Origin of the sequence: Microbispora sp. NBC_01389 (genome assembly GCF_045040095.1) — a bacterium.
Lineage (GTDB): Bacteria > Actinomycetota > Actinomycetes > Streptosporangiales > Streptosporangiaceae > Microbispora.
Genome location: NZ_CP109552.1, coordinates 4,975,590 through 5,002,286, shown reverse-complemented (window position 1 = coordinate 5,002,286; position 26,697 = coordinate 4,975,590). Strand labels below are relative to the sequence as shown.

Sequence of the window (26,697 nt, the reverse complement as noted above, 5' to 3'; positions counted from 1 at the left end):
TCCGCGTGCGGTCCTACGACCTCCACGTCGATCTGAGCCGGACCGGGGAACCGGTGTTCCGATCCAGGAGCACGGTCCGCTTCACCTGCGCCCGGCCGGGTGCCTCCAGCTGGGCGGACGCGCTGCCCCGGCGGGTGCGTTCCGCCGTGCTCAACGGGCGGCCGGTCGAGTACGACGGCGCGGGACGGATTCCGCTGCCCGATCTGGCGGCCGTCAACGAGCTGACCGTGGAGGCGGACTACGACTTCTCCACCGGCGGCGAGGGCCTCCACCGGTTCACCGACCCGGCCGACCGGCAGGTGTACGTCTACAGCCACCTGCAGCCCGGCCACGCCCCCCGGGTGTTCGCCTGCTTCGACCAGCCCGACCTCAAGGCGCCCTTCACGATCAGCGTGACCGCTCCCGACGGCTGGACCGTCTTGTCCAACGCCCCCGTGCTTTCCAGCACCCCGGGCGTCCACAGGTTCGCCCCGACCCCGCCGATCAGCACGTACGTGGTGGCGGTGGCGGCCGGCCCGTGGGCGTCGTGGACGGTGAACCACGAAGGCGCCGTGCCTCTGGGGGTGCACTCCCGGCGTTCCCTGGCGGCGCACCTCGACCCCGCCGTACTGCTGGAGCGGCTCGGAGCGGGGACGGCGTTCTTCGCCGAGGCCTTCGCGACGCCGTACCCGTTCCGGAAGCTCGACCTGTGCTTCGTGCCCGAGTTCAACTTCGGGGCGATGGAGAACGCCGCCTGCGTGTTCGCCGCGGAGACGTTCGTGTTCGACCGCGCGGTGACCCGGTACGCGCACCGCCGCCGGGACGAGATGATCTTCCACGAGATCTCCCACCAGTGGTTCGGCGACCTCGTCACGCTGCGCTGGTGGGACGACCTGTGGCTGAGCGAGGCGTTCGCCACCTGGGCGGGCGTCCACGCGCTGACCCGGCTCACGGACGACGCCGACGCCTGGGCCGACTTCGCCGCCGGCAAGAAGGCGCACGCGTACCTGCTGGACCAGTCGCCCTCCACCCACCCCGTCGTGACCGGCGTCCCCGACGTCGACGCCGCCGGGGCGGCCTTCGACGCGCTGACCTACCACAAGGGCGCGAGCGTGCTGCGCCAGCTCGTGGCGCGCCTGGGGCTGGCGGGGTTCCTGGAGGGCATGCGGCGCTACTTCGCGGACCACTCCCACGGCACCGCCGGCCGGGCCGAGATGCTCGGCGCCCTGGAGAAGGCGGGCGGCCGGGACCTGACCGCCTGGACGGACGCCTGGCTGCTGACGGCCGGGCTCACCGAGGTGCGGGCCGACTTCGACGTCGACGAGAGCGGGTGCTTCACGCGTTTCGACCTGCTCCAGGTCGGGTCGCCAAGGCCGCACCGTCTCGCGGTGGGCGTCTACGCGGAGGACCGCCACGGCGATCTCGTCCGCCTGCGGAGGCACGAACTCGACGCCGACGGCCCGCGCACGAGCGTGGACGCGCTCGTCGGCGCCCACTCCGGCGCGCTGGTGCTGCCCAACGACGGCGACCTGACGTACTGCCGGATCGTGCTGGACCCGCGCTCGACGGAGGAGGTCGTCCACCGGATCGGCCGGCTGGCCGATCCCATGGCCCGCTCGCTCTGCTGGACGGCGGCGTGGGACATGGTCCGGCACGGGGAGCTGCCGCCGCGGCGGTTCCTGACGATGGTCCTCGGCGGCCTTACGGCGGAGACGCAGATCGGCGTGTTCCAGCGGCTGCTCGTCCGGGTCGCCACCGTGCTGACGGCCTACACCGAGCAGGGCTGGGCCCGCGCCCACGGCTGGCCGTCGTACGTGGACCACCTGCTGCACATTGTCGACACCCCGGACGGCGACGCGGACCAGAGGCTGGCGGCGGCGCGGGCGGTCACGGACGCGGCGCTGACGGCCGGCCACGTCGGCACGGTGCGGAAATGGTTCCACGGAGCGGCCCCGATCGCCGTGGACGACGCGTTACGCCGCAGACTCGCCCGGTCCATGGTCGCGCATGGCGAGCCCCTGGACGACGTCAGCGGCGCCTTCACCGTTGTGGGAGACCGGCTCGCCGAGCTGCTCAGGGCGTCGGTGCCCACCGCGGAGGCCAAGGAGCAGGCGTGGACGACCATCCTGCGCAGCGGGAGCGTCGCGCAGGTCCGCGCGCTGGCCGACGGCTTCGCCCACCCCGCGCATCATCACCTGCTCGCGCCGTTCGCGCGGCGCTACGCGAAGGACGTCCCACCGCTGCCGGCCGCCGCGGGAGACCGGGAACCGGCGCGTACGGTCGTCGTCCGGATGTTCCCCTCCTGGTCGGTCTCACGGCGCACGCTGAACGTGATCGACCGCCTGGTCGACGGCCTGCCCGCCGACGACCCGTTCGTCAGGCTGACCGGCGCGGCCAGGGCCGAGTTCGCCCTCGCCGTGGACCTGTCCGAGCGCGACGCCGCCGGGTGACAGCCACTCCTCCGCGCCGTGACCGGCGGCGAACCTCTCGAACAGCTCCCGCAGGGCCGGCCCGGCGTCCGGGCCCGCGTACCACCGCTCCCCCGCCCGGCCGGCCAGGTGGTCCCACAGCGTCTCACGCAGCGCGAACGCCTGGTGATACAGCAGCGGGTAGCAGGGCTTGCCCTCCAGGTAGGTCTGCAGCCGATCCCACGCGGCCCCCCGGTCCACCGCGACGCCGAACTCCCGCTCGTACGAGCGCGCGTACTCCGCGGCCGGGTCAGGATGGCCGTCGTGCACGGCCATCTCGTAGCAGAGGCCGGTCGCCACCACGCGCCGGACGTGCTCACGCGCGAAGGCCAGGCGCTCCACCGCCTCGGCGCCGACCGTGACGCCGAGGTGGCGCCGCTGCCAGTCCGGCCGCCGGACGACCTGTTCCAGGGTGAAGCCGAACGCCTCGGTCAGCGCCGGATGCGTCCGCCACAGGTCGGCGGGGTGCCGGGTGCCCGCGGTGAAGTGCAGCGCGTGCCCGAACTCGTGCAGGAGCGTGGCGTGGTGCCCCAGCGTCGTGCCCGGCGTGACGGACACCCGCACATCGGCCGGCGGCGCGACCGGCGAGCAGAACGCCGTACCCGACTTGCCGGGCCGTGCGACGTCGTCGACGACGACGCGGTCCAGGCATCCGCCGAAACCCCACGCGCGTACGGTGGAGCGGACGCCGTCGAGCGCGCCGCAGGCTCCCTCGGGCAGGACGGCGCGTGCGGCGACGAGGCGGGCGTCCCCCATGGACGGGGTGGAGATCGCGTCGCGTGCCCGCCAGTCGTCCCATCGCCTGAGGAACGCCGCCCGTGTGGCGTCCAGCCAGCTCCGGGCGTGGGCGACGAACCGGTCCACCTCCGGGTGCAGCGCCCGCACCAGCGCGGCGTGCGTCGGGAACCCCAGCTCGGCCCGCGCCTCGGCGTACGCGTCGAGCCAGCGCCGACGGCCCTCGCGCAGCCGCTCGCCGACGTCCGCCAGGGCGGCCCGGACCTCGGCGCGCCGCCGGTCGTCGGTGACGGTCCGTGAGAAGGCGACGAGTTCCCCGTGGGTGAGCGTCCTGCCGCCGGCCTCGGCGGTGACGGTGCGCTGGAGCAGGCGCAGCCGCGCGGTCGCCTCCGCCAGCCGGACGCGGAAGTACCAGAGGACCAGTTCCCCGGCGTAGTGGAGGTCGCCGTGCTCCAGGGCCAGGAGGACGAGCCCGCCGTCGGTCAGCCAGGTGAGGCCGCCCTCCGGAAGCGCCGGATGGTCCTCGCTCTGCCCCGTCGCGGCGAGCCAGCGGGCATGGGCGACCCGGGCCTGCAGCGCCGCGAGGTCCTCGACGCGCCCGGCCAGATAGCCGGGAACGGTGGTCACGACGGGTCCACGGAGGCCGCCGGGGGCAGGCCGAGCACTTCCGAGGCGCCGTCGGCGACCTTCTGCCAGAAGTCGCGCCGGTCCTCGGGGAGCCCGGCGAACAGCTCCGAGCAGCGGCGGGTCATCTCCAGTGCCAGCCCGGGATGGGCCAGCACGCCGCGGATCCAGGCAAGCTGGCCGGGCTCCGGCGGGTCGATGCGCAACCCAGCGAGGCCCGCGCGGACCTTGCGTCCGACGCGCTCGTCCAGGGCGGCCGCGTAGCTCGCCCGGGCCTGCGGCGTGTCGCCGTCCAGCGCGAGGGGCACCGTGGCGGCGAGCGTCTCCGCCGCCGCGCAGGCGTCGGTGATGCCCGCGCCGAACAGCGGGTCCTTGTGGCAGTAGGCGTCGCCCGCCAGCCGCCAGCCCGGCCCCGCCGGCTCGCGGTGGAAGTTCCGCAGGCTCTTGGACGCGTACACGGGCGAGACCCGCCGTGCCGTACGCAACCGGTCCGCCATGGCGGGGATCGACCGGAGCCGGCGCTCGTACCCCTCGTATCCCTCTTCCGCCCGGATCGCCGCGTACTCCCCCACGGGCGCCGACAGCATGACCACCCACCGCCCGCCGTCGCAGGGGCCGGCCTGGAGCACGTGGCCGCCGTCGTGCCACAGCTCCAGCGCGGGCGAGGGCAGCGGGACGACGTCCTCCCAGTAGGCGTGGAACGTGCAGCGCATGGCCCCGGCGTCGAAGGTCGTGGCCGCGCCGGCCTGACGGGCGGTCGGAGATCCCCGCCCGTCCGCGCCCACGACGATCCTGGCCTTCTCCGACCACCCCGCGCCCTCGATGCCGATGACCTGGTCACCGTCCCGGCGCAGGGACCGCACCGGGCTGCGTTCCCTGATCTCGGCCCCGTGCCGGCCCGCGGCGCGCAGCAGGACCCCGCTCAGGGTCTCCCGGCGTACGCACAGGTTGTAGTGGTACGGCGAGCGGGGCAGCATGGGCGCACCGTAGTAGCCGCCCTCGACCTCCAGGTGCCAGCGCCGCAGCGGTGGCGCGCCGGTGGCGAGCACCTCCTCCAGCACGCCCAGCCGGTCCAGGAAGGCCAGCGTCGTCGGGCCGAAGAAATGGGTGGAGACGGCCGGGGCGGGCAACCGGGTGCGGTCGCACACCAGGACCCGAAGGCCCTCCCGCGCGAGCAGGGCGGCGCTCGCGGCCCCGGCGACGCCGCCGCCGACCACGATCACGTCATACATCGGCCGCTCCTCGCGTCATGTCCCGCCGGCCAGTACGAACGGCAGGCGGCCCGACCAGATCCTGCTCACGGCCCACCGGCGGTCGCTGACCGCGCGGAAGCGGCGGCCGAGCACCTCGCGCAGGTCCAGGGCGATCGGACGCTGCCGGAGGATCCCGGCCACCCGTCCGTCCCTGATCAGGAACCCGAGCCGCAGCCTGCCCTCGACGACCGGTGAGAGGCCGGCGCGCTGGTGCCCGCCCATCAGCGACTCGACGAGCACCCCCTCGCGGACGCCGGCCAGCAGGTCGTCGAAGGAACCGGCGTCGGCCGGTCCGGCGGACAGCGTCGCGCCGTTGAGCACCGGCGTGGCGGGCTTGAGCATCGTGCGGCGCAGCGCGTTGCCCCGGAACCCGTGCCCGGTGGCCGCCGTCCCGCACGCGGCCGCCGTACGGACGCTGTGGTAGGCCCGGACCGGGACTCCCCGCTCGACCAGCGTGAGGGGCGCGCACGGCACGCCGTCGTCGTCGCTGCCCGGCCAGGCCAGCCCGCCGGTGCCCTCGTCGTCCGGCACGGCCGGCTCCGAGGGGTGGTCGCGCAGGCCGATCGAGGGGTGCAGGAACGGCTCGCCCAGGTGCCCGGCGACGAACGAGCGGCCCGCGGTGACGGCGGTGCCGTTCAGCGCGGTGACCAGCGGGGTGAGCAGGGTGTGCACCGCGGACGGCGCGAGCAGCACGTCGTGGTCGCCGGAGGGCGCGTCGGCGGCGGGCAGCCCGTCCCAGCCGGCCGCGGCCTCCAGCCACGCGGAGAGCGCGGCGGGCAGCTCCGGCGTCCGGGTCCAGCCGGTCCAGGGCAGCTGGACGGCCGACCCCTCCGCCAGCGCGGCGACGTGGAAGAACCGGTCCGAGGTCGTGGTCCGCCGGTCCGGGGCCGCGCGGTGCACCGCCTGTTCCGTCCGGGTCACCGTGCCGTGCACGGTCAGCCCGGCCGGGCGTTGCAGCGCGCCCAGCCGCTCGGCCAGGAGCCGTACGGATCGGGTTCCCCCGTCTGCGGCGGACGTCCCGGCGGTCTCGGGGGCGGCGTTCCTCCCGGCGACCGGGTCGGGTGACGCCGGGGGCCCGTGCGCCGCGTTCCGTACGGCGTCGCCGACCAGCTCCCGCACGTCGTCGAGGCGGGTCGTGGTGGCCGTGCCCACCCGGCCGCGGTGGTGCACCCGCAGGCACAGCGCCGTCTCGTGCGCGGATCTGACCAGGTCGGGCACGCCCGAGCCGACCTCCACCACGGTGTCGTCGCGCTCGACGGCCAGGATCTCCCAGTGGTCGGCGCGGGCCGCGGCCTCCGCTCCGACCTGTTCCAGCCGGTCAGCCAGAGGTGACACGTATGCCTCGCAATCGCAGCGCGGGGCCCCAGGAGCTGACCGGCAGCGCGTTCTGGCCCTGCTTGCCGCAGCTCGCCGAGGTGTCGCCGCGCCACTGCTCACGGCCGATCGCGTCGATGGCCGCGAAGGCGCCGAGCACGTCGCCGGACAGCACCACGCCTCTGACCCGGCCGCGAACCTCTCCGTCGCGGATCTCCCGGCACTCCGCCGGCAGGAAGGTGAAGCCGGCGCGGTCGGTCTGCCCGCCGAGCACGCCACGGGCCAGCAGCCCGCGCGCCACCCCGCCGATCATCTCCTCCTCGGACGCGGCGCCGGGGGCGATGGCGATCGTCCGCAGCCGAGGGAGCGGCGGGTGGCGGAAGTTCAGGGCTCTGGCGTTGCCGGTGGGCTCCTCGCGGAAGGCCGCCGCGGTGGAGCGGTCGTGCAGCCGCGGCCGGGTGACGACACCCTCGCGCAGCAGCTCCACCGGAGACCCCGCCGTGCCCTCGTCGTCCACCGGCACGAAGCCCCGCGCGCCGGGACGTCCGGGATGATCGGTGATCGTCAGCATGGACGGGCCGAGCCGGCGTCCGGGGGCCAGGGACCGTTGCAGAGGCGCGTCCCCGAGGTGGTGGTCGGCCTCGGCGAGATGCCCGATCGTCTCGTGGGCCCAGATGCCGGCCAGCGGGCCGTCGCAGACCACGTCGTACTCCCCGGGTGCCACGACGGGGGCGGCGCGCAGATCTACAGCGGTCGCGACGGCGGCCTCCACGTCCGGGGCCAGGCCCCGCACCACGGAGAAGTCGCCGCCGCTGCCGGCCGACACCGAGCCGGCGGTCCTTGCGGCGCCGCCGTCGGCGTAGACGGTGATCTGCAGCGTCAGGTCCCTGCGCCGGTAGGAGACACCGGTCCCCTCGCTGGTGAACAGCTCCACGTCCGCGACCGACTCGCGGTAATAGACGAGCGCCCCGGTCACGCCGGGATGCGCGGCCAGCGCCGCCGCGTGGTAGGCGCCGAGCAGTTCCGCCTTCTCCGCCAGGCCGACCGTCTCGGCGAGCTCACCGATCTCGCCGGTCTCGCCGGTCTCGCCGGTCTCGCCGGTCTCGCCGGGATGGTCGTCCCGGTAGGGCCGGTGTGCGGCGAGACGTCCCGCCGCACACCCCAGCTCGACGGCGTCCCGCGCGGCCCTGCGCAGCACCGGCGCGGCGTCCACGGCGGTACTCGACGCGAACGCCGACCCCGACCGGCCGATCACCCGGGCACAGCACCCCTCGTCACGGCTGGTCACGCTGCTTTCCAGGCCGTCGCCGCGCCAAACCAGGTCGACGGTCCTGGCGCGTTCGACGCGTACCTCGGCGTAGTCGCCGGCCCGGAGGCCGGCGTCCCGGAAGAGCGCGGGCGAGGCGCCGGTCAGCAGCACGGTTGCGCGGGGCTGTCGTCCCGGTAGGCGAAGATCATGGCGCTGGTGACCTGCGCGCCGTCGCGGTACGGGACGAGCCCGTCGCTGCGCATGTCCACGCTGCCGAAGCCCGCGCCGAGCACCAGGTCGCGGTACTGGCTCTCGGTCATGCCCACCACGCACCGGGCGAAGTCCTCCGCGCCGGCGGACTCGCCGGCCGCCACGTCCGCCGGGGGCGGGCCGTCGTCGGAGTACACGACGTCGGAGATCACCGCCACCCCTCCCGGGCGCAGGACGGCCGCGACCGCGTGGAGCACTTCCTTCTTGTCGGGGAACATGCCGAGGACGCAGTTGCTCATCACCACGTCGACGCTGGCCTCGCGCACCGGCGGGCGCCGGATGTCGCCGACCCGCACGTCGATGTTCCTGAGGCCCATCTCCTTGGCCGCGCGGCGAGCCGTCCTGACCATCTGCATCGACGCGTCGACGCCGATGACCCGGCCCGTCTCACCCACCCGGCGCGCGGCGATCAGCAGATCGAGGCCGGCGCCGCAGCCGAAGTCCACGACCGTCTGCCCGGGGCGCAGGCCGATCGCGTTCATGGGCGAGCCGCAGCCGCTGGACAGCTCCAGGACCCAGTCGGGGATCTCGGCGAGCTCCTCCGGCGTGTACACCGATGTGGGAGAGCAGCACAGCGTGCTGGTGCCCTGCACCGCGAGCGCGTCGTAGCGCTTCTTCACGTGCGTCTCGACGGGAACGGGGCCCTGGTCGGCTGGGGCCGCTTCCGGGGCCGCGCAGCAGCCCGACGCCTGGTCCGCGGTCTGCGGGGCGCATCCGCAGGCGTCCGGCTCGGCGACCGTCCCGGCCGCCGTCCGCGGCCGGATCAGCTCATCCAGGGAAACGAACCCACGCGTGTCATCTGCTCCCACGTTCCCTCTTCTCCTTCCGGTCGGTTCGCGTGCTCCTGCTGCCTGCGCAACGCCATGGGCAGCAGGTAGGCCAGCTGGGTCTCGACCCGCGTCGTGATGCTGGACACCTTGGGGCAGTAGCAGGTGTTGAAGTCGCCGCCGTTGGCCGCCCACGCCTTGATGGGGCAGCCGCCGCCCCCGCAGAACAACTTCACGTTGCAGTCGCGGCACATGGGCACGGTGTCCACGTGGCGGTGCCGCCAGGGGTCCCGATAGCCGGCCGCGTAGCTGAACTCGGGGTAGAACGTCCCGCAGGCGTGCTGGGGACGGCCCACGGTCTCCGGGCAGCCGTAGATCTTGCCGTTGGGGTCGAAGGCGACGACGCTCGTGCCGGCGCTGCACCCCTGGAGGTTGGGCCGCAGCCGGTCGCCCTCCAGGACGGCCGACCTGATGCGGGCCAGGTCGGGCTGCAGCATGCGGTCCACCAGGGGGTTCTGCTTGACCATGCTCCAGAAGGCCTCCTGGAGCCCGGCCTTGACGTCCCCCCGGACCATGCGCTTGCGCTTCTCCTCGGGGTGGTCGGGGGTGACGTACAGGAACGTGGTGGCCTTGGTGAAGCCGTTGAACAGGCGGATCTTCGGGTGGTCGAGCCACCCCTTGGTCTGCGCGAACTCCGCGAAGCGCGGCATGTCGTCCACGCTGTCCTCGTCGACGAGCACCCTGATCAGCACGCGGATGCCGGCCTCCGCGGCCACGTCGATGCTCCGCTCGATGAGCTCGAACGTCGGCTTGCCGTTGCGGAACACCCGCCGGGTGTCGTGGGTCCTCGGCGTGCCGTCCAGGCTGACCTGGACCTCCTCGCAGCCGTACTTGAGCAGCATCGGCACGTACGCGTCCAGCGCCACGCCGTTGGTGATCGCGGTGACCGGGTAGCCGCGATCGTAGGAGCCGCGCAGGATCTGCTCCACGGCGCCGCGCTGGTATGCGGTGTCCAGCAGCGGTTCCCCGCCGAACAGGGTGATGTACGGCGGGCCGGAGTTCTGGTGCCGGTCCTGGATCTCCGGGATCGTGTCGAACGCGGCCTCGATCATCTCCTCGTCCATGCGCGGGCTCCTGGTGGTCAGCTCGCCCTCGAAGCAGTACGGGCACGCCAGGTTGCACACGAACGACGGGATGAACATGAACTGGAACGGCGCCTCCTGGATCGCCTGGAAGTAGCCGTCGACGATGGCGCGGTAGCGCGCCTCCTCCTCGACCGCGTCGGTGCAGACGTACCCGCGCTCCAGCAGGCCGGCCACGAGCTCACGGTCGACGGCGGCGTCCCCGGCGCGGACCCGTTCGAGCACGGCGACCTCGGCGGGGGTGACGATGTCCATCGATCCGGACACCGCGTTGGCGAGGACGCTCACCTTGCCGCCCTCGTCGAGATAGGCCGGGTCCAGGGTGCCCTCGGGGAGCTCCACCGAGAAGGTGACGGTGTTCGGGCTCACAAGCATGGTGTGTCTCCCAGAAACGGGGTCCGTGGTGCCGCCGGGGGGTGGGTCGTGGGGTGGGTGAGGGGGTGGGCCGGGAATTGGAGGGCGCGGCAGGGGATACCCGTGTCGTACGGTCCGCCGGCCACGGTCACTCGCAGCCGTCGGGGTCGTTGGCCATGATGCTGGTCACGACGTCGAGGTTCTTCCGGCCGCGCATGGCGGTGCAGCAGTCGGTCTGCTTCTCGGACACTTCGGCGTTCTCGATCATGGAAATGGCGATCATAGGTATCACCTCCTCCACTGTGATCTCTGCCGCGCTCTCCGGCCCGCTCCCCGCCGCGACGCGGCGGGGAGAGTCGTTGGTGGGGCGCGTGCCCCAGGTGACGGGTCACCGCAGGACCTCCCGCACGATGAGCACCGCCACGGTGATCAGGCCCTCACCGATGATCAGCCCGGAGGCGACGATCTCGGTGCCGCTGCGCCGGCCGGGGTTGCGGCGGGTGAGCAGCCACTGGGTCAGGCCGCCGGCGGCGAGGGTCAGCGAGTAGGCGGGGGGAAGCAGCACCCCGAGGCCGATCATCGTGGGCATGGCCGAGGTGAAGGCCAGGCCCAGGCCCACCGGGCCCGAGACGGCCAGTGCGAGGGCCACGGTAGCGGGGTATTCGGCCGATCCCCGGACGGTGGCGTCCACGAACTGGACCGCGGTGGCCACAGGGGCGGGGAAGGAACGTCCTCCGAGCACACTCGCGCGGCTGAGCACCGCGATCACGAGGACGCCGACGACGGCGCCGGCCAGGCCGCCCGCCAGTTGCGTCCAGCCCGTCAGCCGCCTGGGCGGCTCCGGCAGGCTCTCGGGACGGTCATGGGCGACCTTCACCGAGTAGGTGAAGTAGACCGCGGCGAGGGCCGCGCAACAGATGGTCGACGCCATGAGCAACGCCGCCGTCTGGTCCATGCCGGACACGGCGAAGGCCACGACGCTGAAGTACAGCGCCGGGGACAACGGCACCAGCCCGATCTCGCCGCCGGCCCGGGTGAGGAACACGGTCATCACGGCGAGCAGCACAATGCCGAGCAGGCCGTAGCCGAGATAGCGCAGAAGGGACGGGTACGCCAGCGCGAGGAGCGCCGTTCCCACGAGGACGGCGACGGCGAGCCACCGCGTACGGCCCGGGAGCAGGCGGCCCCCCCGGAGGGACCGCGCCAGCGGGCCGCGGACCCGGGCGATCGAGGCGATCGAGTAGCCGAGGATGAGGCCGACACCGGCGGCGAGCACCCAGGGATAGGACAGATGGCCGGTGTAGGCCACGGACCGGCCCGCCGTGCCGTCCTGGACCGCCCACACGACGACGGTGTACGCGGCGCCGGCCGCCAGCCACGCGCACGCGCGCGGGCCGATGAGGAACCCGACCCCGTACAACAGGGGCGAGAGTGCCAGGGCCAGATGGGTGCCCGTGACCTCCGGCGTGACGTCGTGGCCCCACAGGGCGACCCCCAGGGCCGACGCGGCGCCCACGCCGGCGGCGATGGGGAGCATGCGGCCGAGCCGGTCGCTCTCCCCGTCCTTCGGGGCGCTGAGCGACGCCATCAGGGTGATGGCCGGCTTCAGGGTCGGGTAGGGCAGTCTCTCGGCGACCACCAGTGTCCGCGCGACGAGCCCGCCGAGGAAGATGCCCACGGCGTTCGCGGCCATCGCCAGCACCACCAGGAAGCCCCAGGCCGGCAACTCGCCGGCCCGCAGTACGACGGCCCCGATGCCGGTGTCCAGCGCGGCCGTCGCCATGTATCCGCTGGACGCGATGGAGAAGACGACGAAGAGTCCCTGCCAGCTGAGCGCCCCCGCCACCCGGAGCAGCGCCGCGCCCAGCGCGGCCACCAGCGCCGACCCTCCGAAGGACGTCCCCGTACGGAACAGGACCAGCACATTGAGGACGCAGAGCAGCACGCCGATGGCCAGGCCGATGAGCGTGGCCCAGACGTACGACCCCCGCCAGCCGGCGGGAAGGTCCACCGCCGGGGTCGCGGGCGATGTGGTGGAGGATGCGGTGCGCTCCCTTCCTTCCACGAAGCGCCCCCTCATCTCGATCAGGTGGACCACTACATTGATAACTATCGATGTAGCCGACGAGTGCACATTAAATTGAGCCGACGGCAATGGTCAAGAGCCTTGACAGGATCGCCTATTCGTGCAGACTGCCTGCGTTACGCGAACATGACGATACGTTTCGGAATTACGCCATGCACATGCCGGCCAATCGCGTGGGGTCACAGCGCGCGATCGGCGAGCAGCGGATCGGCGTCGGCCTGTCCCGCCGTCGCCGCGCCCGGGTCGCGTCCGTACAGCCCGGCGACCGTCAGCCCGGGGTAGCGGTCTGCCTGGACGGCCACCAGTTTCGCTCGCCGAGCATCACCGCGAGAGCGGGGACGAGCAGTGCCCGGACGAGGAAGGTGTCGGCGAGCAGGCCCAGGGTGACCACAAAGCCGATCTGAAACAGCGCCTCCATCGGAAGCACCATCAAAGTCGCGAAGGTGGCGGCGAGCACGAGGCCGGCGGAGGTGATCACGCCGCCCGTCCGCTCAAGGGCCTCCGTCACCGCGCGGCGGGTCTCGTGCTGTCGACGCCGCTCGCTGATCCGGCTGAGGAGAAACACGTTGTAGTCGACGCCCAGGGCGACGAGGAAGATGAACGCGTACATCGGCAGATTCGGGTCTGAGGCCGGCTGGCCGAGGATGTGGGTGAAGATGAGGGAACCGACACCGAGGGCGAAGCCGAAGGACAGGACCACGGTCGCGATCACGTAGAGCGGCATCACCACCGCGCGCAGGAGCACGGCGAGGACGACGAGGATCAGGGCAAGGCTGACCGGGACGATCAGCCTGGTGTCACGTTCGAGTGCCTGGCGGGCATCGTAGTTCTCGGCCACGGTCCCGCCGATCAGGACGGTGTGGCCGTCGGCCGCGCGCCCGGCGACCTCGCGCAGCACCGGGACGGCGTCGGTGGCCTGCTCCGAGAACGGATCCATCCGCAGGTCCGCGTCGAAGATGAGCAAGTCCGTCGCGGACCTTCGCCGGCCTTGGGCCTCCGCACCCAGGGAGTCGCCGTCGGCCCCGACCGACCTGGCCACCGCGTGCATATCGGCGACGGGTGTGTGCGTGCCTTCGGTGAGAGCGCTCTGGACCTTCCCGCCCACCTCGTGGGCTACGACGATGCGAAGCGGCGCCGCCCGGCCGGGGATGAAGTGGTCGCGGATCACCTGCTGGCCGCGGACCGAGTCCGGCGCCTCGCGGAAGGACTCGGAGAAGTCGAGCGCCGGACGCCCGCCGATGCCGGCCAGCGCGCCCGCGGCGAGGAGAGCGGTGACCGCCGCGGCGATCACTCCCGGGCGTGCGTGAACGAGGCCCGCGACGCGCCCCCAAAACGTGACCGCAGGTGCGGACTCGGGCTCGAGGCGGGGAACAGCGGGCCAGAACGCCCGTCGTCCGAGGGCGGTGAGCACCGCGGGCAGAAGGGTCAGGCCGGCACACACCATGATCGCGACACCGAGGGCGAGGATCGGGCCCATCTCGCGCATGGCGTTGAAGTCGGCAAGGGCGAGGACCAGCATCGCGCCGACGACGATTGCTCCGGCGGAGAAAATCGCCGGGGCGGTGCGCTGGGCGGCGGCGACCATCGCCTCCTCGACGTCCCGCGCCCGGCGCAGCTCGTCGCGAAACCGCGCCACGATCAGCAGACAGTAGTCGGTGCCCGCACCGAACATCAGCACGATCAGGATCGCGGTCGTCTGGCCGCTGACCTCGGTGAGGCCAACGGCGACGAGGCCGTAGGCGAGGCCGGCGGTGACGAGATAGGCGAGGGCGACGACGGCCAGCGGCACCAGCGCAACCAGCGGCGAGCGGTAGGTCAGGAGCAGCAGGAGCAGCAGCACGGCGATCGTGACTGCCAAGAGGGTCCCGTTGATCCCTTTGAGCGCAGCTTTTCGATCGGCCTCGAAGCCGGCACGGCCGGTCACGAAGGCCCTCAATCCGCTCTCGTCGCCGGCGGCCGACGGGACTATCTCGCGGATTGCCGCGACCGCCTGCTCGATGTCGGGCGTCGAGTCGTCGGTCATCAGGACCGTGCTCAAGATGACGGTGTCGTCGGGTGAGGTGAGCAGCGAAGCGCCCGGGCTCATGTCGAGCGGATCGGTCTCGCCGCACGCGCGTTGGTACGGGGTGGCGACCATCGTCAAGTTCGGGATCGCGCCGGACCGGCACAGCGCGAGGGCGTCGGCGTCGGCGCGCCGTCCGTCGTCCGCGGTGATCCCACCCTCGCGGAAGTAGGCGATCACCGCCGCTGTCTCGCTGCCGCGCCGGAACCGCTCGTCGATGATCCGCTTGACCGTCGCCGACTCCGATCCCCGGACGAGGAAGGTCTCGCTCTCGTCGGCGGCCCGCTCGCCGAGCCTGGCTTGTAGCGGCACCGCGAGCATCGCGAGCGCAAGCCACACCGCGATCACGACCCACCGTGACCGCCGACCGGCGGAGATTACGGAAGCCCTGGTGAGAGGTCGCATCGGGTCGCCGACCTTAGAGCCCACCACCGACCCCCTCTATATAGCTGACGACGCCATCCGCGACGTAGACGTAGATCCTGGTCGGGTCGATCTCTATCGGCACGGGCCGGCTCTTGTCGTCCTCGCGCGAAACGATGATTCCGCAGTTGTGGCGGGCCGCCTTCTCACGCGCCTCGGCGAGCTCCAGCCCGAGCAGCTCCGCCGTATCGAAGGCGTTCTCCGCGGGCCTGTACTGGCTGACGCCACCACTCTGTCCCGTCTCCACCATCGGGCATTGAAGCGCGGTAAGGTCGCGCCCTCGCGCCTTCGCCTCTCCGGACTCGTCGCTACATCCGGTCAGAGCCAGTGCTCCGACGGCGATCGCAACCGTGGCCGCAGCGACGCCGGGAAGCCGCCGGTGAACCCTCTGCCCGCTCATAGCGGGGACGCTAGCGGACGGAACCGCCTCGATCAAGACAACTAACGCCTTTGGTAAACAAAAGGGTGGCACTACTAGTACCAGCTTTGGCGATTCACTGGCGAAAGTCCTTGACATCTGGACAAAAGGCGCACACGCTACGTCTAACCTTCAGGCGGTCGAACCACATCGCTCCGGCCGCGGGGCTGGTCGCCGCCGCATTGGGAGAGGAAGTGAGTGGTATGCGGAACGCCGCGCCGCCCGCGCGGAGCGTGAGGCGTTCTTTAGTCGCACTGACTGCGGTCGCTCTGGGGGCTCAGATGCTCGCCCCTGTGACCGCCGCCCAAGCGGAGAGCACCCACCTGACGGCTGCTGCCCCGGCGACGAGCACCGGGCAAGCTGGTAAAGCCCTCCTTGCGGCTTCCGCCCGGGCGGAGGACAGCAAGAGGGTCCTCATCTACACCGGCACGACCGGGTACCGGCACGCCGAGGCGATCGACAACGGCCGCCCAGTGGTGCAGACCGCTCTCAAGGCCGCAGGCTACGAGGTCGACTGGGAGGACTGCGACAACAACGGTGGCGGCACGAGCAACTGCAACCACCCGAACAAGAACCCCCGGATCTTCACCGACGATAACCTTGCCCAATACAACGCGATCCTGTTCCTGAACGCATCGTGGTCGTGGGCCGGCGGCGGTCGGACCGGACCGCTCTTCGACCAGGCACAGCGCGACGCGCTGATCCGCTTCACCCAGAACCGCGGCGGGATCGCCGCTGTGCACAACATGACCGACGCCGGCGCCGGCGTGTCCGTGTGGGACTGGTGGGACGGCGGGCCGGACAGCGTCATCGGCACGACGATGACCGCCCACTCGAACGGGTCGGCGACCGGCAACGCCGCAACCGTCCAGGTTGCCGACCACAACCACCTCTCCACCAAAGACCTGGCCGACACCTACCAGCTCGCCGACGAGCACTACAACTTCGTCCGCAGCGTCCGGGGCACCCACCACGTGCTCGAGACCTTCGACGAGCGCACCTACAACACCGGCACCCAGAAAATGGGCCAGGACCACCCCACGACGTGGTGCAAGCTCTACGACGGCGACAGGGTCAAGGACGGCACCAGCACCCCGCGGGCCTACGATGACGGCCGGACCTGGGTGACCTCGCAGGGCCACTTCGGCGTGCGTTACAGCGAGAACGGCGGCGACAACCCGCTGGTCAAGCAGATCGTCGGAGGGGTGCGCTGGGTCGCCGGCGAGGGGAACAAGACCGACTGCTCAGGCACCGTGTGGTCGAACTTCACCCGCACGACCCTGGTCGACAATGCGAACGGCCCGGTCGCTCTCGACGTGGCGGCGGACGGCAAGGTCTACTGGACCGAGATCGGCCCCACAACGGGCTACCAGTCCCAGGGCTACGTGAAGATGCACGATCCGAACGGCCCGGCGAACAACTCGACCACGGTCGCGACGATCCCGACCCGCGCCGACCACGGCAACTCCGAGGACGGCGTACTGGGGATGAGCCTGGAGCCGGGCTTCGACCTATCGAACCCGAGCAAGCGCGACATCTACGTCTACTATTCCCCGCGCAACCCCGACTGGCCGACCACGGGCAACCAGATAGCGGTCGGCTACAACCTGATCAGCCGCTTCACGCTGAACAAGACCGGCACCGCGTTCGAGCCCGCACAAGCAGGCGGGGATCCGGCACATCCATACGATGAGCGGGAGATCCTGCGCGTGCCCAAGGCGAAGATCTCGGGCAACCCCTCAGGCTTCCCGGGTGGCCCCACCGACAACGGCCCCGGCCATGTCGGCGGTGCGAGCCTGGTGTTCGACTCCGAAGGCAGCCTCTACATCGGCGTCGGCGACGACGTCTCCCCGAACGCGCCCGGCCACAACGCCTACCCGCCGATGGACCATCGCGCCTCCGAGCGCTGGGACTCGCGCAAGACGGCGGCCAACACCGCCGACCTGCGCGGCAAGATCCTGCGCGTCAAACCGGTCAAGGACATCCCGGCTCCGGGCCCAGGGCAGGCCCCCGACCCGGGCCTGGACAAGACCTACACGGTTCCGAAGGGCAACATGTTCCCGCCGGGGACCCCGAAGACCCGACCGGAGATCTACGCCATGGGCTTCCGGCAGCCGTTCACGGTGCACGCCGACCCCGCCCACCCGGGTACGGTCGTCGTCGGCGAGTACTGCCACGACAACACGGTGGACCAGGCCAACCGCAGCCCGGCCGGCACCTGTGAGTGGGATCTGGTCGACGGGCCCGGCTTCCAGGGCTGGCCGTTCTGCGTCGGCGACAACGCGAAGACCAACACCACGTGGCGCTGGAACTACGAGACCAACTCCTCGACCGGTCAGCAGTACGACTGCTCGCTCGACAAGATCCCGGCCGACCTCGCCTGGGCCCCGGCGGGCGGTAAGAATTCGCAACCCACATTCCAGGGCCTCGATGAAATCCCCGGCCCCGCGAAACCAGCGACGATCTGGCGCAAGTACCCCGGCAACCCCGGCGGTCAGGATCTGATGGCCTTCGGTGACCTGGGCGCCGGCGGCATGCAGCCGGTCACCGGCCCGGTCTACCGATACAAGGACACCTACGGTCCCGGCGCCTTCCCGCCCTACTACGACGGCTCGTGGCTGATCACCAACCGTGGCGCCGACAACGGGTTCTGGAAGGAGGCGCGCCTGCGGCAGGACAACAACCAGTTGCTCCGGGTCAACGACTGGCTGCCGGTCAACCACTTCGGTACGCCGAACAGCAGCTTCGTGATCCCGACCAGGTTCGGGCCCGACGGCGCCCTCTACATGGGGCGCTGGACCTTCGGCTGCTGCCGCGCTCAGCTCAACTCCACAGCGAAGATGGAGTTGGTCAAGATCGAGTTCAAGCCCTCCAGCAAGTGCACGGAGGACACCCAGGCGCCGACGGTCTCGCACCAGGTCGAGGGCCGGGCCCACCCCAGCCAGCAGAACGCCTACATCGACTCGGCCTCGCTCAAACTCAACGCCACCGATGTCGGCTGTGCCGGCGTGGAGAAGGTCGAGTACCGCGTCAACGGCGGAGCGTGGACCACCTACGACGCACCGGTCCAGTTCAAGGACCCGAAGGCGTACACGGTCGACTACCGGGCCACCGACTACTCCGGGAACACCTCCGCGTCGCAGAGCGCCGTCTTCACGGTGATCGACGGCGGCAGGACGCTCCCCACGACGTGCGACATCTTCGCCACGGGCACGGGGTGGAATCCCAATAACTGTGAGATCGCCCGCGGCGGCACCGTCACCTGGCACTTCAACGTGCCCGACGCGGGGATGCCGCACGATGTCTGGCTCGTGCCGCCCGGCGGCAATCCGGACCCGAACGGCGGCGACATCTTCGAGGTCACCAAGGGAGCCGTCTCGCCGGGAGGTCCGCCGGTCTCATACACCTTCGATCGGGAGGGGACCTGGACGGTCATCTGCAGGCTCCACTCCGGCTACGACGGCAAGCAGTGGGCGGGCATGGTCGCGACGATCACGGTCGGAGGAGGGGCCAAGGGTGTCTACACCATCTCCTCCAAGAGCAGCGGCAAGTACGTCACGCCGCAGAACGCCTCGACCGCCGACGATGCCAAGATCGTCCAGATGGGCGCGACGCAGGGCACCGAGCAGCAGTGGGAGGCCGTTCCCTTCACCGCGGGCGCCTACCAGCTCAAGAACGTCAAGAGCGGCAAGTGCCTTGACGTGCCGAGCGGCTCGACCGCGACGGGCACCCAGCTCGTCCAGTACTCCTGCCATCCCGATGGACACAAGGACCAGGTCAACCAGCGGTTCTATCTCATCCAGTTCGGAGATGCCTACCAGGTCAATCCGGCGGTAAGCGGCCTGTGCGTCGACATCGACGGCAACTCCAAGGCCGACGGCGCCAAGGTGATCCAGTGGACCTGCAACAACGCCGACAACCAGCGGTTCCGCTTCACCCCGGTCGCCGCGGCCGACAAGACGCCGCCGGTGACGACCGCGACGACCGACCCGGCGCAGCCGGAGGGCGGCTCGTTCACCGGTCCGGTCACGGTCACGCTGACCGCCGTCGATGAGGACAAGGGCAGCGGGGTCGACCGGACGGAGTACAAGCTGGACGGCGGTGACTGGAAGCCGTACACCGGGCCGGTCGTCGTCTCCGGCGACGGCTCGCACACGCTGGCCTACCGCTCGACGGACAAGGCGGGCAACGTCGAGGGTGCCAAGACCCTCACGGTGACCATTTCCTCTCCGCGGGTTCCGCTGACCGTGACCGCTTCGTCCCGCTGCGTGGGTACGTCGGCGTACCTGGCGGTGACGGCCGTCAACGACGGCGATGTGCCGGCGGACGTGATGTTGACGACCCCGTACGGTTCCAAGACCGTGGCCGACGTGGCCCCGGGCAAGCAGGCCTATCAGTCCTTCAACGCGCGGGCCGGGCAGATCGGCGCGGGCAAGGTGACTGTCAAGGGGACCGCGACGATCGGTGGCAAGCAGGTCACCTCGACCTACGACGCCGACTACAACGCGATCAGCTGCGGCTAGAGCTGTTGCTGAACGAGCCGTACTGAAATGGGGCCGGCCGGTCGGCCGTCTGGACGATCGGCCGGCCGGCCCCGCCTCCCATGCCCCCCATAAATGGAGCGATTACGTGAAGACGAGAACTACCCAGATACTGGCCGCGTCGGTGCTCGGCCTTGCGCTTGCGGGTGTGGCCGGTCCCGCGATGGCGGCCGACGGCCCTGATGGCGGCATCGATGTGTCGGTGAACATCGAGCCCATCCGCACTCCCGGTCAGCTGTCGATGACCGTGGCCGACAACAACGGGATCTCCCTGCAGGAGAACGGCTCCGACGCCGCCGCCCGCCAGTTCACCGGCACGATGCCGACGGTCACGGTGAGCGACACCCGCCTGCCCGAGGAGATCCCGGCGGGTGAGTACTGGGCGGTCGTCGGCCAGGCCGGCCAGTTCACCGCGACCGGCGACCCCGCCAAGACCATCGGCCCGCAGTACCTGGGATGGACCCCGCGCCTGCTGACCGACTCCTCCACCGGTGCGGTGGCGGCCGGCGAGCCGATCTCCAGCGTCATCTCCGACGGCACCGGCGCGCCCGCCGTGGGTCTGCAGGGCCAGGAACTGCTGGTGTCGGCCGCGAACTCCACCGACGAGATCGGCACCTCGAAGGTCAACGCCGACCTCGCCCTGCGGACTGCGGTAGACGTCGCCGCCGGCGAATACCACTCGACCCTGACGCTTTCGCTGTTCAACCAATCCTGAGTCGGCGGCGGGACGCCAGAAAGAAAACGGCCAGAAAGGAAACGGGCCACCCTTCGCCGAAAAAGGGTGGCCCACCCCACCCCGTTGCCGTGGACGGGTCTGTGGGCCGTAATTCCGGCTTTCAGGGGCCGAGGAAGACGACGAACCTGCTGGAGCCTAGGAGCGGGTTCTGCCGACGATCGGCCAGAGATATGCCATGATTCGGCAGAACTTAGGTGGTAACTGTCTGATCGACCGTCTCTGGAGCCAGGATGCGCTCGATGACCATCACGGCGGCGCCGGTAACGCCCGCCCGGTCACCGAGCTTGCTGGCGCGGATGCTGAGACTCTGGGTGGCCAGTGGCAACGAGCGGCCGTAGATCATTTCACGGACGCCTGCCAGAAGGTGATCGCCGGCTTCGACCAGGTCGCCGCCGATCACGATCATCGTGGGGTTGAAGAAGTTGACGATCGAGGCGAGCGTGCTGCCGACCTCTCTGCCGCCCTGCCGGACGAGGCGGATGGCCTGGGGATTGCCTTCCTTGGTCAGGCGGACGACGTCCCGGCCGTCGGCGACATCATGCCCGACGTCGCGGAGGCGGGCGACCAGGGCCGCGCCGCCGGCCACGGCCTCCAGACAGCCGAAGTAGCCGCAGCGGCACTGCACCTGGTCGAGGGTGGATATGCGGATGTGGCCGATATCCCCTGCCGCGCCCCGCGAGCCGCGATGCAGGCGGCCTCCGGCGATGATGCCGCAGCCGATGCCGGTGCCGACCTTCACGAAGATGAGGTGCGCGACACCGGGGTAGGCGGCCCAGTGCTCGCCCAGCGTCATGATGTTCACGTCGTTGTCGACGAGCACCGGAACGCCGAGCCGCTCGCCGAGCCAGTCAGGTACGGGGAAGCCGTCCCAGCCCGGCATGATCGGGGGGCTGACCGCCGTGCCGCTTTCGTGGTCCACAGGGCCAGGGAGGCCGACGCCGACTCCGCATACGTCCGAAACAGTGCGACCGCACTCGGCGAGCAACTCGCGGAAGGTGTCGAGAACCCAGCTCAGCGTCGGCTCCGGTCCGCGGTCGATGGGCAGGTCGGCGGCACGTTCTGCCAGGACCGCGCCACCGAGGTCACTGACGGCGACCCTGGCGTGGGTGACGTCGAGGTCGGCGGAGAGCACCAAGCGGGCCCCACGGTTGAAGGAGAAGGCGGTGGCGGGCCTGCCGCCCGACGGAGCCGTCTCCTCGGCGGGCAGGATCAAGCGCTGGTGCAGCAGAGCGTCAATGCGCTGGGACACCGCACTCCTCGACAGACCAGTGAGCTGGACCAGCTCAGCGCGGGTGCGCGCCCGCCCGTCGCGCAGGATCGAGAGCAGTGCTCCCGCTCCGGGTCCGCTGGGCATGCCCTGAGTCACCGGCACTCCTTCATGCTCGAATGGTCCTTATGCTTTATTCTACGGGTCTTTTGCTTGACCAAAGTCATAAGTCGCTTATACGATCACGGCGATACGAGCGGCACACCTGAAGGTTCTGACAAGCAGACGGTGCCGTTGGGAGCGATTTTATGACGTGCATTAACGGCGTGCCCGGGTCGAGAATCCAGAGAGTTCAGCAGTACGGCATCGGGCGGGCCTTTACCTCCTTCACCCCTGCGAGTGACTGCGCCAAGCGAATCCGCACGGCCTTCCTCTCCTCCGTTCCCGGTGCGGAGTAGACCCGATGCTGGCCATGACGGGCATCGGCAAGAGCTTCTTCGGCGTGCGGGTGTTATCCGGCGTCGACCTTGCGATCGCGGCGGGCGAGGTCCACGCGATCGTGGGGGAGAACGGAGCGGGCAAGTCCACGCTCATGAAGATCCTCGCCGGAGTGCACGCACCGGACGAGGGAACGATCAAGATCGACGGCCGGCGCGTGTCGTTCGGCCATCCGCTGGACGCTCAGCGCGCCGGCGTGGCGATCATCTACCAGGAGTTCAACCTGCTGCCCGAGCGGACCGTGTCCGAGAACGTCTTCCTCGGCCGGGAACCGATACGTCACGGCTTGGTCGACCGGACCGCGATGGACACCGCGACCGCCCGGCTGCTCGCCGAGCTGGGTGAGGACTCCTTCGGCCCCCGACAGCCGGTCAAGCGCCTGTCGGTCGCTCAGCAGCAGGTCGTAGAGATCGTCAAGGCGCTGTCGCTCGATGCCCGGATCGTCGTGATGGACGAGCCCACTGCCGCACTCGCCGAGCACGAGGTCGAACTGCTCTACCGGCTGGTGCGGCGATTGCAGGAACGAGGCATCGCCGTGCTCTACATCTCCCACCGGCTGCGCGAGGTGTTCGACCTCAGCGATCACGTGACGGTCATCAAGGACGGCAGGCTGGTCACCACGGTCGCCACCGAGGACGTCACCTCCGAGGATCTGGTCCGCCTCATGGTCGGGCGCGATCTGAGCGGTTACTTCCCGGCACGCTCCACCTCGGTTGGGGAGACACGGCTCCAGGTCACCGGCGGCGGCAACGGCCGGCTGCACGACATCGACCTGAAGCTGAACGCGGGAGAGATCGTCGGCATCGCCGGGCTCCAGGGATCCGGCCGATCGGAGCTGGCCAAGGCCTTGTTCGGTGCCGAGCCGTTCACCCGGGGCGAGATGACGCCGGTGCGCCCGCACTCGGTCCGGGAGGGAATCCGCGCCGGAATCGGCCTGGTGACCGAGGACCGCAAGAGCGAGGGCCTGGCCCTGCGCCAGTCGGTGCGCGACAACGCCCTTCTCGTGACCCGTGCGATGGGCCGTCGTGGTCGCCGCGGCAGGGTGGGTGAACTGCTGGAGCGGGTACGGCTCAGGCCGCCCCGCGAGGAGCAGGAGGTTCGCTACCTGTCCGGCGGCAACCAGCAGAAGGTCGTGCTCGCCAAGTGGATGACCGTCGCCCCGAAGGTGCTCCTGCTTGACGAGCCCACCCGTGGCGTCGACGTGGGCGCCAAGGCGGCCATCCACGACCTGATGCGCGAGCTGGCCGAAGACGGTATCGCGATCATGATGATCTCCTCAGAGCTGCCCGAGCTGATCGGCATGAGCGACCGCATCGTCGTGCTCCGCGAGGGCCGCATCATGGGCACCCTTCCCGCCGGCTCCTCAGAGGAGGCCATCATGAGCCTGGCCGCGGGCGAGGTGTCCCCATGACCCAGAACGTGCTTTCCGACCGCAGGGCCGGGTTCGCGGCGCTGGTCAACCCCACGAGTGTCGTCTTCCTGGCACTGGCCGGCGTGATCCTCGTGGGCTGGGCGCTGGTCGCCGTGGACGGGGGTCAGTTCCTCACCATGGAGACCGTCGTCGGGGTGCAGCAGCGCTCAGCGGCGCTCGGGATCGTCGCGGTAGGCCAGACGCTGGCCATCCTGGCGGGATCCCTCGACCTGTCGGTCGCCTACCTGATCAGCCTCACCTCGCTGGTCGCGGCGGTGACCATGGCGGGCCAGGACTCCAACATCGTGCTCGCGGTCGGCGCCGTCGTGGGAGTGAGCGTGCTGGTCGGGCTGGTCAACGGTCTGGTGATCACTAAGCTGCGAGTGCACGCGTTCATCGCCACGCTCGGCGTCGCGCTGATCATCAAGGGAATCCTGAGCCACCTCTACAACGGCCCGGCCGGCCGGGTGCCGGAGTCCTTCCAAAGCCTCGGCTACGACCGGTTGGGCCCGGTGCCCGTCTCGGCGTTGCTCTGGGCCGCGGTCGCGCTCGTCGCCTGGTTCCTGCTCAGCCGGACCAAATACGGCTACCGCGTCTACGCCGTCGGCGGTGACGTCGAGGTCGCCAGGTTGTCCGGCATCCGCACCGATCGGGTGATCATCATCGCGCACGTGCTGTGCTCGCTCTGTGCCGGAATCGCCGGACTGCTGCTGGCCGGCAGGCTCGGCGCCGGAGCCCCGACCGTGGGCACCGACGGTGGATACGACCTCGAGTCCATCGCCGCCGTCGTCCTCGGCGGCACCGCGCTGGCCGGGGGCAGAGGCGGAGTCGCGGGCACCGTGGGTGGCGTGCTGTTGCTCGCCGTCCTGGACAGCGTGTTCAACCAGCTGGAAGTGAACTCCTTCTTCAAGGACGTCGTGCGGGGCGTGGTGATCATTGTCGCCGTCGCCGTCTACGCCCGGCGTACGGGCCTGGTCGGAAGGAGGCGGACGTGAAGCGTACGCTGCCGATCCTCGCGGTGCTGGCGGTGCTGCTGGCCGCCATCGCGATCGCCAACCCGTTCTTCCTCGAGCCCGCCGGGTTCCTCTCCTTCGTCAGGCGCGCAGCGCCCCTGGTCATCCTCGCCGCCGGGCAGTACCTGGTGATCGTCTCCGGCGAGTTCGACCTGTCGGTCGGATCGCTGATCACCGTCGAGGTGGTCGTCGCCGCCCGCCTGATCGATGGGGACGAGGCGGCGACCTGGCCGGTTCTGGCCCTGCTGATCGTTCTCGGCCTGTTCGTCGGTCTGGTCAACGGTGTGCTGACGACCCTCCTCCGCGTGCCGTCGTTCATCACCACGCTCGGCATGATGCTCGTGCTGTCCGGCGCGGTCTTCCTGTGGACGGGCGGCGCACCGCGCGGCGCGCTCTCCCCGGCCTTCCGCGTATTCGGCAGAGAGACCGGATGGGCCGTGCTCATCGTCGTGGTCCTCGCCGTGGCGGCCGTGCTGCTGATGCGGGCGAACTTCGGCAGGACGCTCATCGCCACCGGCGACAACGAGCGCGCGGCCGCCCTGTCCGGCGTACGGGTCACCCGGGTGAAGATCATCGCGTTCACCCTCTCCGGCCTGTCCGCCGCAGTGGCCGGAATCCTGCTCGGTGGGTTCGCCGGAGTGTCCGCCCAGGTCGGCCAGGGACTGGAGTTCCAGGCGATCACCGCAGTCGTCCTGGGCGGCGTCGTCCTCGGCGGCGGCCGCGGCACGGTTGTCGCCGCGATGGCCGGGGCGTTCACCCTGGAGGCCTTGTTCACCCTGCTCAACCTGTACGGCATCTCCGGGGCGCTGGAGTACACCGTGCAGGGCGTCGTCATCATCGCCGCCGTAGCGGCCGGGGCCATCCGTCTTCCCTTCCTCAATCCCCCGAAAATAAAAGGAGACGCCCATGTCGCGTCATAGACCGCTCACCCTCGCCGTTGCGGCTCTGACGGTGCTCGCCGTCGGCGGCTGCACCAGCGACAAGCCCAGCACCACCACGGCCGCCGACGCGGCCGCCAGCACGGCGCCGACAGCGGCCGAGTCGACGGCGCCGGCCTCGGGGACCGGTGAGCAGTCCGAGTTCTTCGTCCAGGCCGACTACGACGCCCAGCTCGCGATGCGCTCGCAGACCGCGGAGGGACCGGCGGACAAGCCCTGGGAGCAGGCCATCGCGCCGCAGATGGTCTCCACCGCCAAGCACAAGAAGGACGGGCCGTACCACCTGTGCTTCTCCAACGCGGCGGTCGACAACCCCTGGCGGCAGGTCGGCTGGAAGACCATGCAGGCAGAGGTGGCGTTGCACAAGGAGATCTCCAAGCTCACCGCCCTCGACGCCGAGGGCAAGGACGACAAGCAGATCTCTGACATCGCCGAGCTGCAGGCCAAGGGGTGCGATGCGTTGATCGTCTCGCCGAACACGACGGCGACGCTCACCCCGGCCGTCAAGGGTGCCTGCGCCAAGGTCCCAGTCATCGTCTTCGACCGCGGTGTGGAGACCGACTGCCCGGTGACGTTCATCAAGCCGATCGGCGGCTACGCGTTCGGTGCCGACGCGGCCGAGTTCCTGATCGAGAAGGTCCCCGCCGGTGGAAAGGTGCTCGCGCTGCGCATCCTGCCCGGTGTGGACGTCCTGGAGACCCGCTGGTCGGCGGCGAAGGCCGCCTTCGACCAGAGCCAGGTCGAGGTGGTCGGCGTCGAGTTCACCGACGGCGACGCGGCCAAGACCAAGGGCATCGTCAGCGACTACATCCAGCGCTACGGCAAGATCGATGGCGTCTGGATGGACGCCGGCGCGACCGCGGTGGCCGCGATCGAGGCCTTTGAGGACGCCGGACTGCCGGTTCCGCCGATCAACGGTGAGGACCAGCAGGACTTCCTGCAGAAGTGGAAGGAAGGTGATCTCACCGCCGTCGCGCCCACCTACCCCACCTACCAGTGGCGCACACCGATCATCGCCGCGTTGAAGGTCCTCAAGGGCCAGGAGGTGCCGAAGGTGTGGAACCTTCCGCAGCCCAAGATCACGTCCGAGAACCTCGACCGGTACCTGCAGCCGAACATGCCGCCGCTGCACTACGCGCTGTGCGGCTGTGAGGACATGCCGGGATTCCCCGAGAAGTGGGGCGGTAAGAAGGGGTGAGCGGGTTCCCT

The 26,697-nt window shown here is 70.6% G+C and carries 18 protein-coding genes and 1 pseudogene; 7 read left to right on the top strand and 12 right to left on the bottom strand.

Going from position 1 to position 26,697, the window contains the following annotated elements; translation table 11 throughout:
• Positions 1 to 5 precede the first annotated feature (5 nt).
• A pseudogene (gene pepN / locus OG344_RS22665) lies at positions 6 to 2,273 on the top strand (aminopeptidase N); the annotation flags it as partial.
• Between the two features lie 18 nt (positions 2,274 to 2,291).
• Here pepN and OG344_RS22660 read toward each other — a convergent pair.
• From OG344_RS22660 to OG344_RS22610, 11 genes are all read right to left on the bottom strand, one after another.
• The gene (locus OG344_RS22660; RefSeq protein WP_405084779.1) at positions 2,292 to 3,809 is read right to left on the bottom strand and encodes a hypothetical protein; all 1,518 of its coding nucleotides are present in this window, start codon (positions 3,807 to 3,809) and stop codon (positions 2,292 to 2,294) included.
• Positions 3,806 to 5,038 carry an NAD(P)/FAD-dependent oxidoreductase gene (locus OG344_RS22655; protein WP_405084778.1) on the bottom strand — a complete coding sequence of 411 codons (1,233 nt, stop codon included), beginning with the start codon at positions 5,036 to 5,038 and terminating at the stop codon, positions 3,806 to 3,808. The genes OG344_RS22660 and OG344_RS22655 overlap by 4 nt, the downstream gene beginning before the upstream one ends.
• Positions 5,039 to 5,053: 15 nt before the next feature.
• Complete coding sequence (locus OG344_RS22650) at positions 5,054 to 6,394, bottom strand: metallopeptidase TldD-related protein (RefSeq protein WP_405084777.1); 1,341 nt, start codon at positions 6,392 to 6,394, stop codon at positions 5,054 to 5,056.
• Complete coding sequence (locus OG344_RS22645; RefSeq protein ID WP_405084776.1) at positions 6,378 to 7,793, bottom strand: TldD/PmbA family protein; 1,416 nt, start codon at positions 7,791 to 7,793, stop codon at positions 6,378 to 6,380. Before OG344_RS22645 ends, OG344_RS22650 begins: the two co-directional genes overlap by 17 nt.
• Positions 7,784 to 8,701, bottom strand: coding sequence for a methyltransferase domain-containing protein (locus tag OG344_RS22640; RefSeq protein ID WP_405084775.1), 918 nt, complete (start codon positions 8,699 to 8,701; stop codon positions 7,784 to 7,786). Before OG344_RS22640 ends, OG344_RS22645 begins: the two co-directional genes overlap by 10 nt.
• Positions 8,656 to 10,176 (bottom strand): radical SAM protein, encoded by a 1,521-nt coding sequence (locus OG344_RS22635; protein WP_405084774.1) that lies wholly within the window; start codon positions 10,174 to 10,176, stop codon positions 8,656 to 8,658. The genes OG344_RS22640 and OG344_RS22635 overlap by 46 nt, the downstream gene beginning before the upstream one ends.
• A gap of 127 nt (positions 10,177 to 10,303) precedes the next feature.
• Entirely contained in the window at positions 10,304 to 10,438 is a 135-nt protein-coding gene (locus OG344_RS22630) for a hypothetical protein (protein ID WP_259402773.1), read from the bottom strand.
• 105 nt (positions 10,439 to 10,543) lie between these two features.
• The gene (locus OG344_RS22625; RefSeq protein ID WP_405084773.1) at positions 10,544 to 12,220 is read right to left on the bottom strand and encodes an OPT/YSL family transporter; all 1,677 of its coding nucleotides are present in this window, start codon (positions 12,218 to 12,220) and stop codon (positions 10,544 to 10,546) included.
• 200 nt (positions 12,221 to 12,420) lie between these two features.
• Positions 12,421 to 12,543 (bottom strand): hypothetical protein, encoded by a 123-nt coding sequence (locus OG344_RS22620; protein WP_405084772.1) that lies wholly within the window; start codon positions 12,541 to 12,543, stop codon positions 12,421 to 12,423.
• Positions 12,510 to 14,624, bottom strand: coding sequence for an MMPL family transporter (locus tag OG344_RS22615; protein ID WP_405089149.1), 2,115 nt, complete (start codon positions 14,622 to 14,624; stop codon positions 12,510 to 12,512). The genes OG344_RS22620 and OG344_RS22615 overlap by 34 nt, the downstream gene beginning before the upstream one ends.
• 97 nt (positions 14,625 to 14,721) lie before the next feature.
• Positions 14,722 to 15,126 (bottom strand): hypothetical protein, encoded by a 405-nt coding sequence (locus OG344_RS22610; protein ID WP_405084771.1) that lies wholly within the window; start codon positions 15,124 to 15,126, stop codon positions 14,722 to 14,724.
• Positions 15,127 to 15,437: 311 nt separating this feature from the next.
• Here OG344_RS22610 and OG344_RS22605 point away from each other — a divergent pair, with 311 nt between their 5' ends.
• Together OG344_RS22605 and OG344_RS22600 are read left to right on the top strand one after the other, a co-directional pair.
• On the top strand, positions 15,438 to 19,667 hold the full coding sequence (locus OG344_RS22605; RefSeq protein ID WP_405084770.1) for an OmpL47-type beta-barrel domain-containing protein: 4,230 nt from the start codon (positions 15,438 to 15,440) through the stop codon (positions 19,665 to 19,667).
• 106 nt (positions 19,668 to 19,773) lie between these two features.
• On the top strand, positions 19,774 to 20,400 hold the full coding sequence (locus OG344_RS22600; RefSeq protein WP_405084769.1) for a hypothetical protein: 627 nt from the start codon (positions 19,774 to 19,776) through the stop codon (positions 20,398 to 20,400).
• A gap of 211 nt (positions 20,401 to 20,611) precedes the next feature.
• Here the strand turns inward: OG344_RS22600 and OG344_RS22595 are convergent, their stop codons facing one another.
• Positions 20,612 to 21,775, bottom strand: a complete 1,164-nt coding sequence (locus tag OG344_RS22595) for an ROK family protein (protein ID WP_405089148.1) — start codon at positions 21,773 to 21,775, stop codon at positions 20,612 to 20,614.
• A gap of 316 nt (positions 21,776 to 22,091) precedes the next feature.
• On the opposite strand from OG344_RS22595, the gene OG344_RS22590 reads away from it, so the two are divergent.
• From OG344_RS22590 to OG344_RS22575, 4 genes are read left to right on the top strand one after another with little or no spacing between them, the layout of a single operon-like run.
• On the top strand, positions 22,092 to 23,537 hold the full coding sequence (locus tag OG344_RS22590) for a sugar ABC transporter ATP-binding protein (RefSeq protein WP_327045293.1): 1,446 nt from the start codon (positions 22,092 to 22,094) through the stop codon (positions 23,535 to 23,537).
• The gene (locus OG344_RS22585) at positions 23,534 to 24,532 is read left to right on the top strand and encodes an ABC transporter permease (RefSeq protein ID WP_405084768.1); all 999 of its coding nucleotides are present in this window, start codon (positions 23,534 to 23,536) and stop codon (positions 24,530 to 24,532) included. Before OG344_RS22590 ends, OG344_RS22585 begins: the two co-directional genes overlap by 4 nt.
• On the top strand, positions 24,529 to 25,470 hold the full coding sequence (locus tag OG344_RS22580) for an ABC transporter permease (protein ID WP_405084767.1): 942 nt from the start codon (positions 24,529 to 24,531) through the stop codon (positions 25,468 to 25,470). Before OG344_RS22585 ends, OG344_RS22580 begins: the two co-directional genes overlap by 4 nt.
• Positions 25,457 to 26,686, top strand: coding sequence for a substrate-binding domain-containing protein (locus tag OG344_RS22575; protein ID WP_405084766.1), 1,230 nt, complete (start codon positions 25,457 to 25,459; stop codon positions 26,684 to 26,686). The genes OG344_RS22580 and OG344_RS22575 overlap by 14 nt, the downstream gene beginning before the upstream one ends.
• Positions 26,687 to 26,697: the final 11 nt, after the last annotated feature.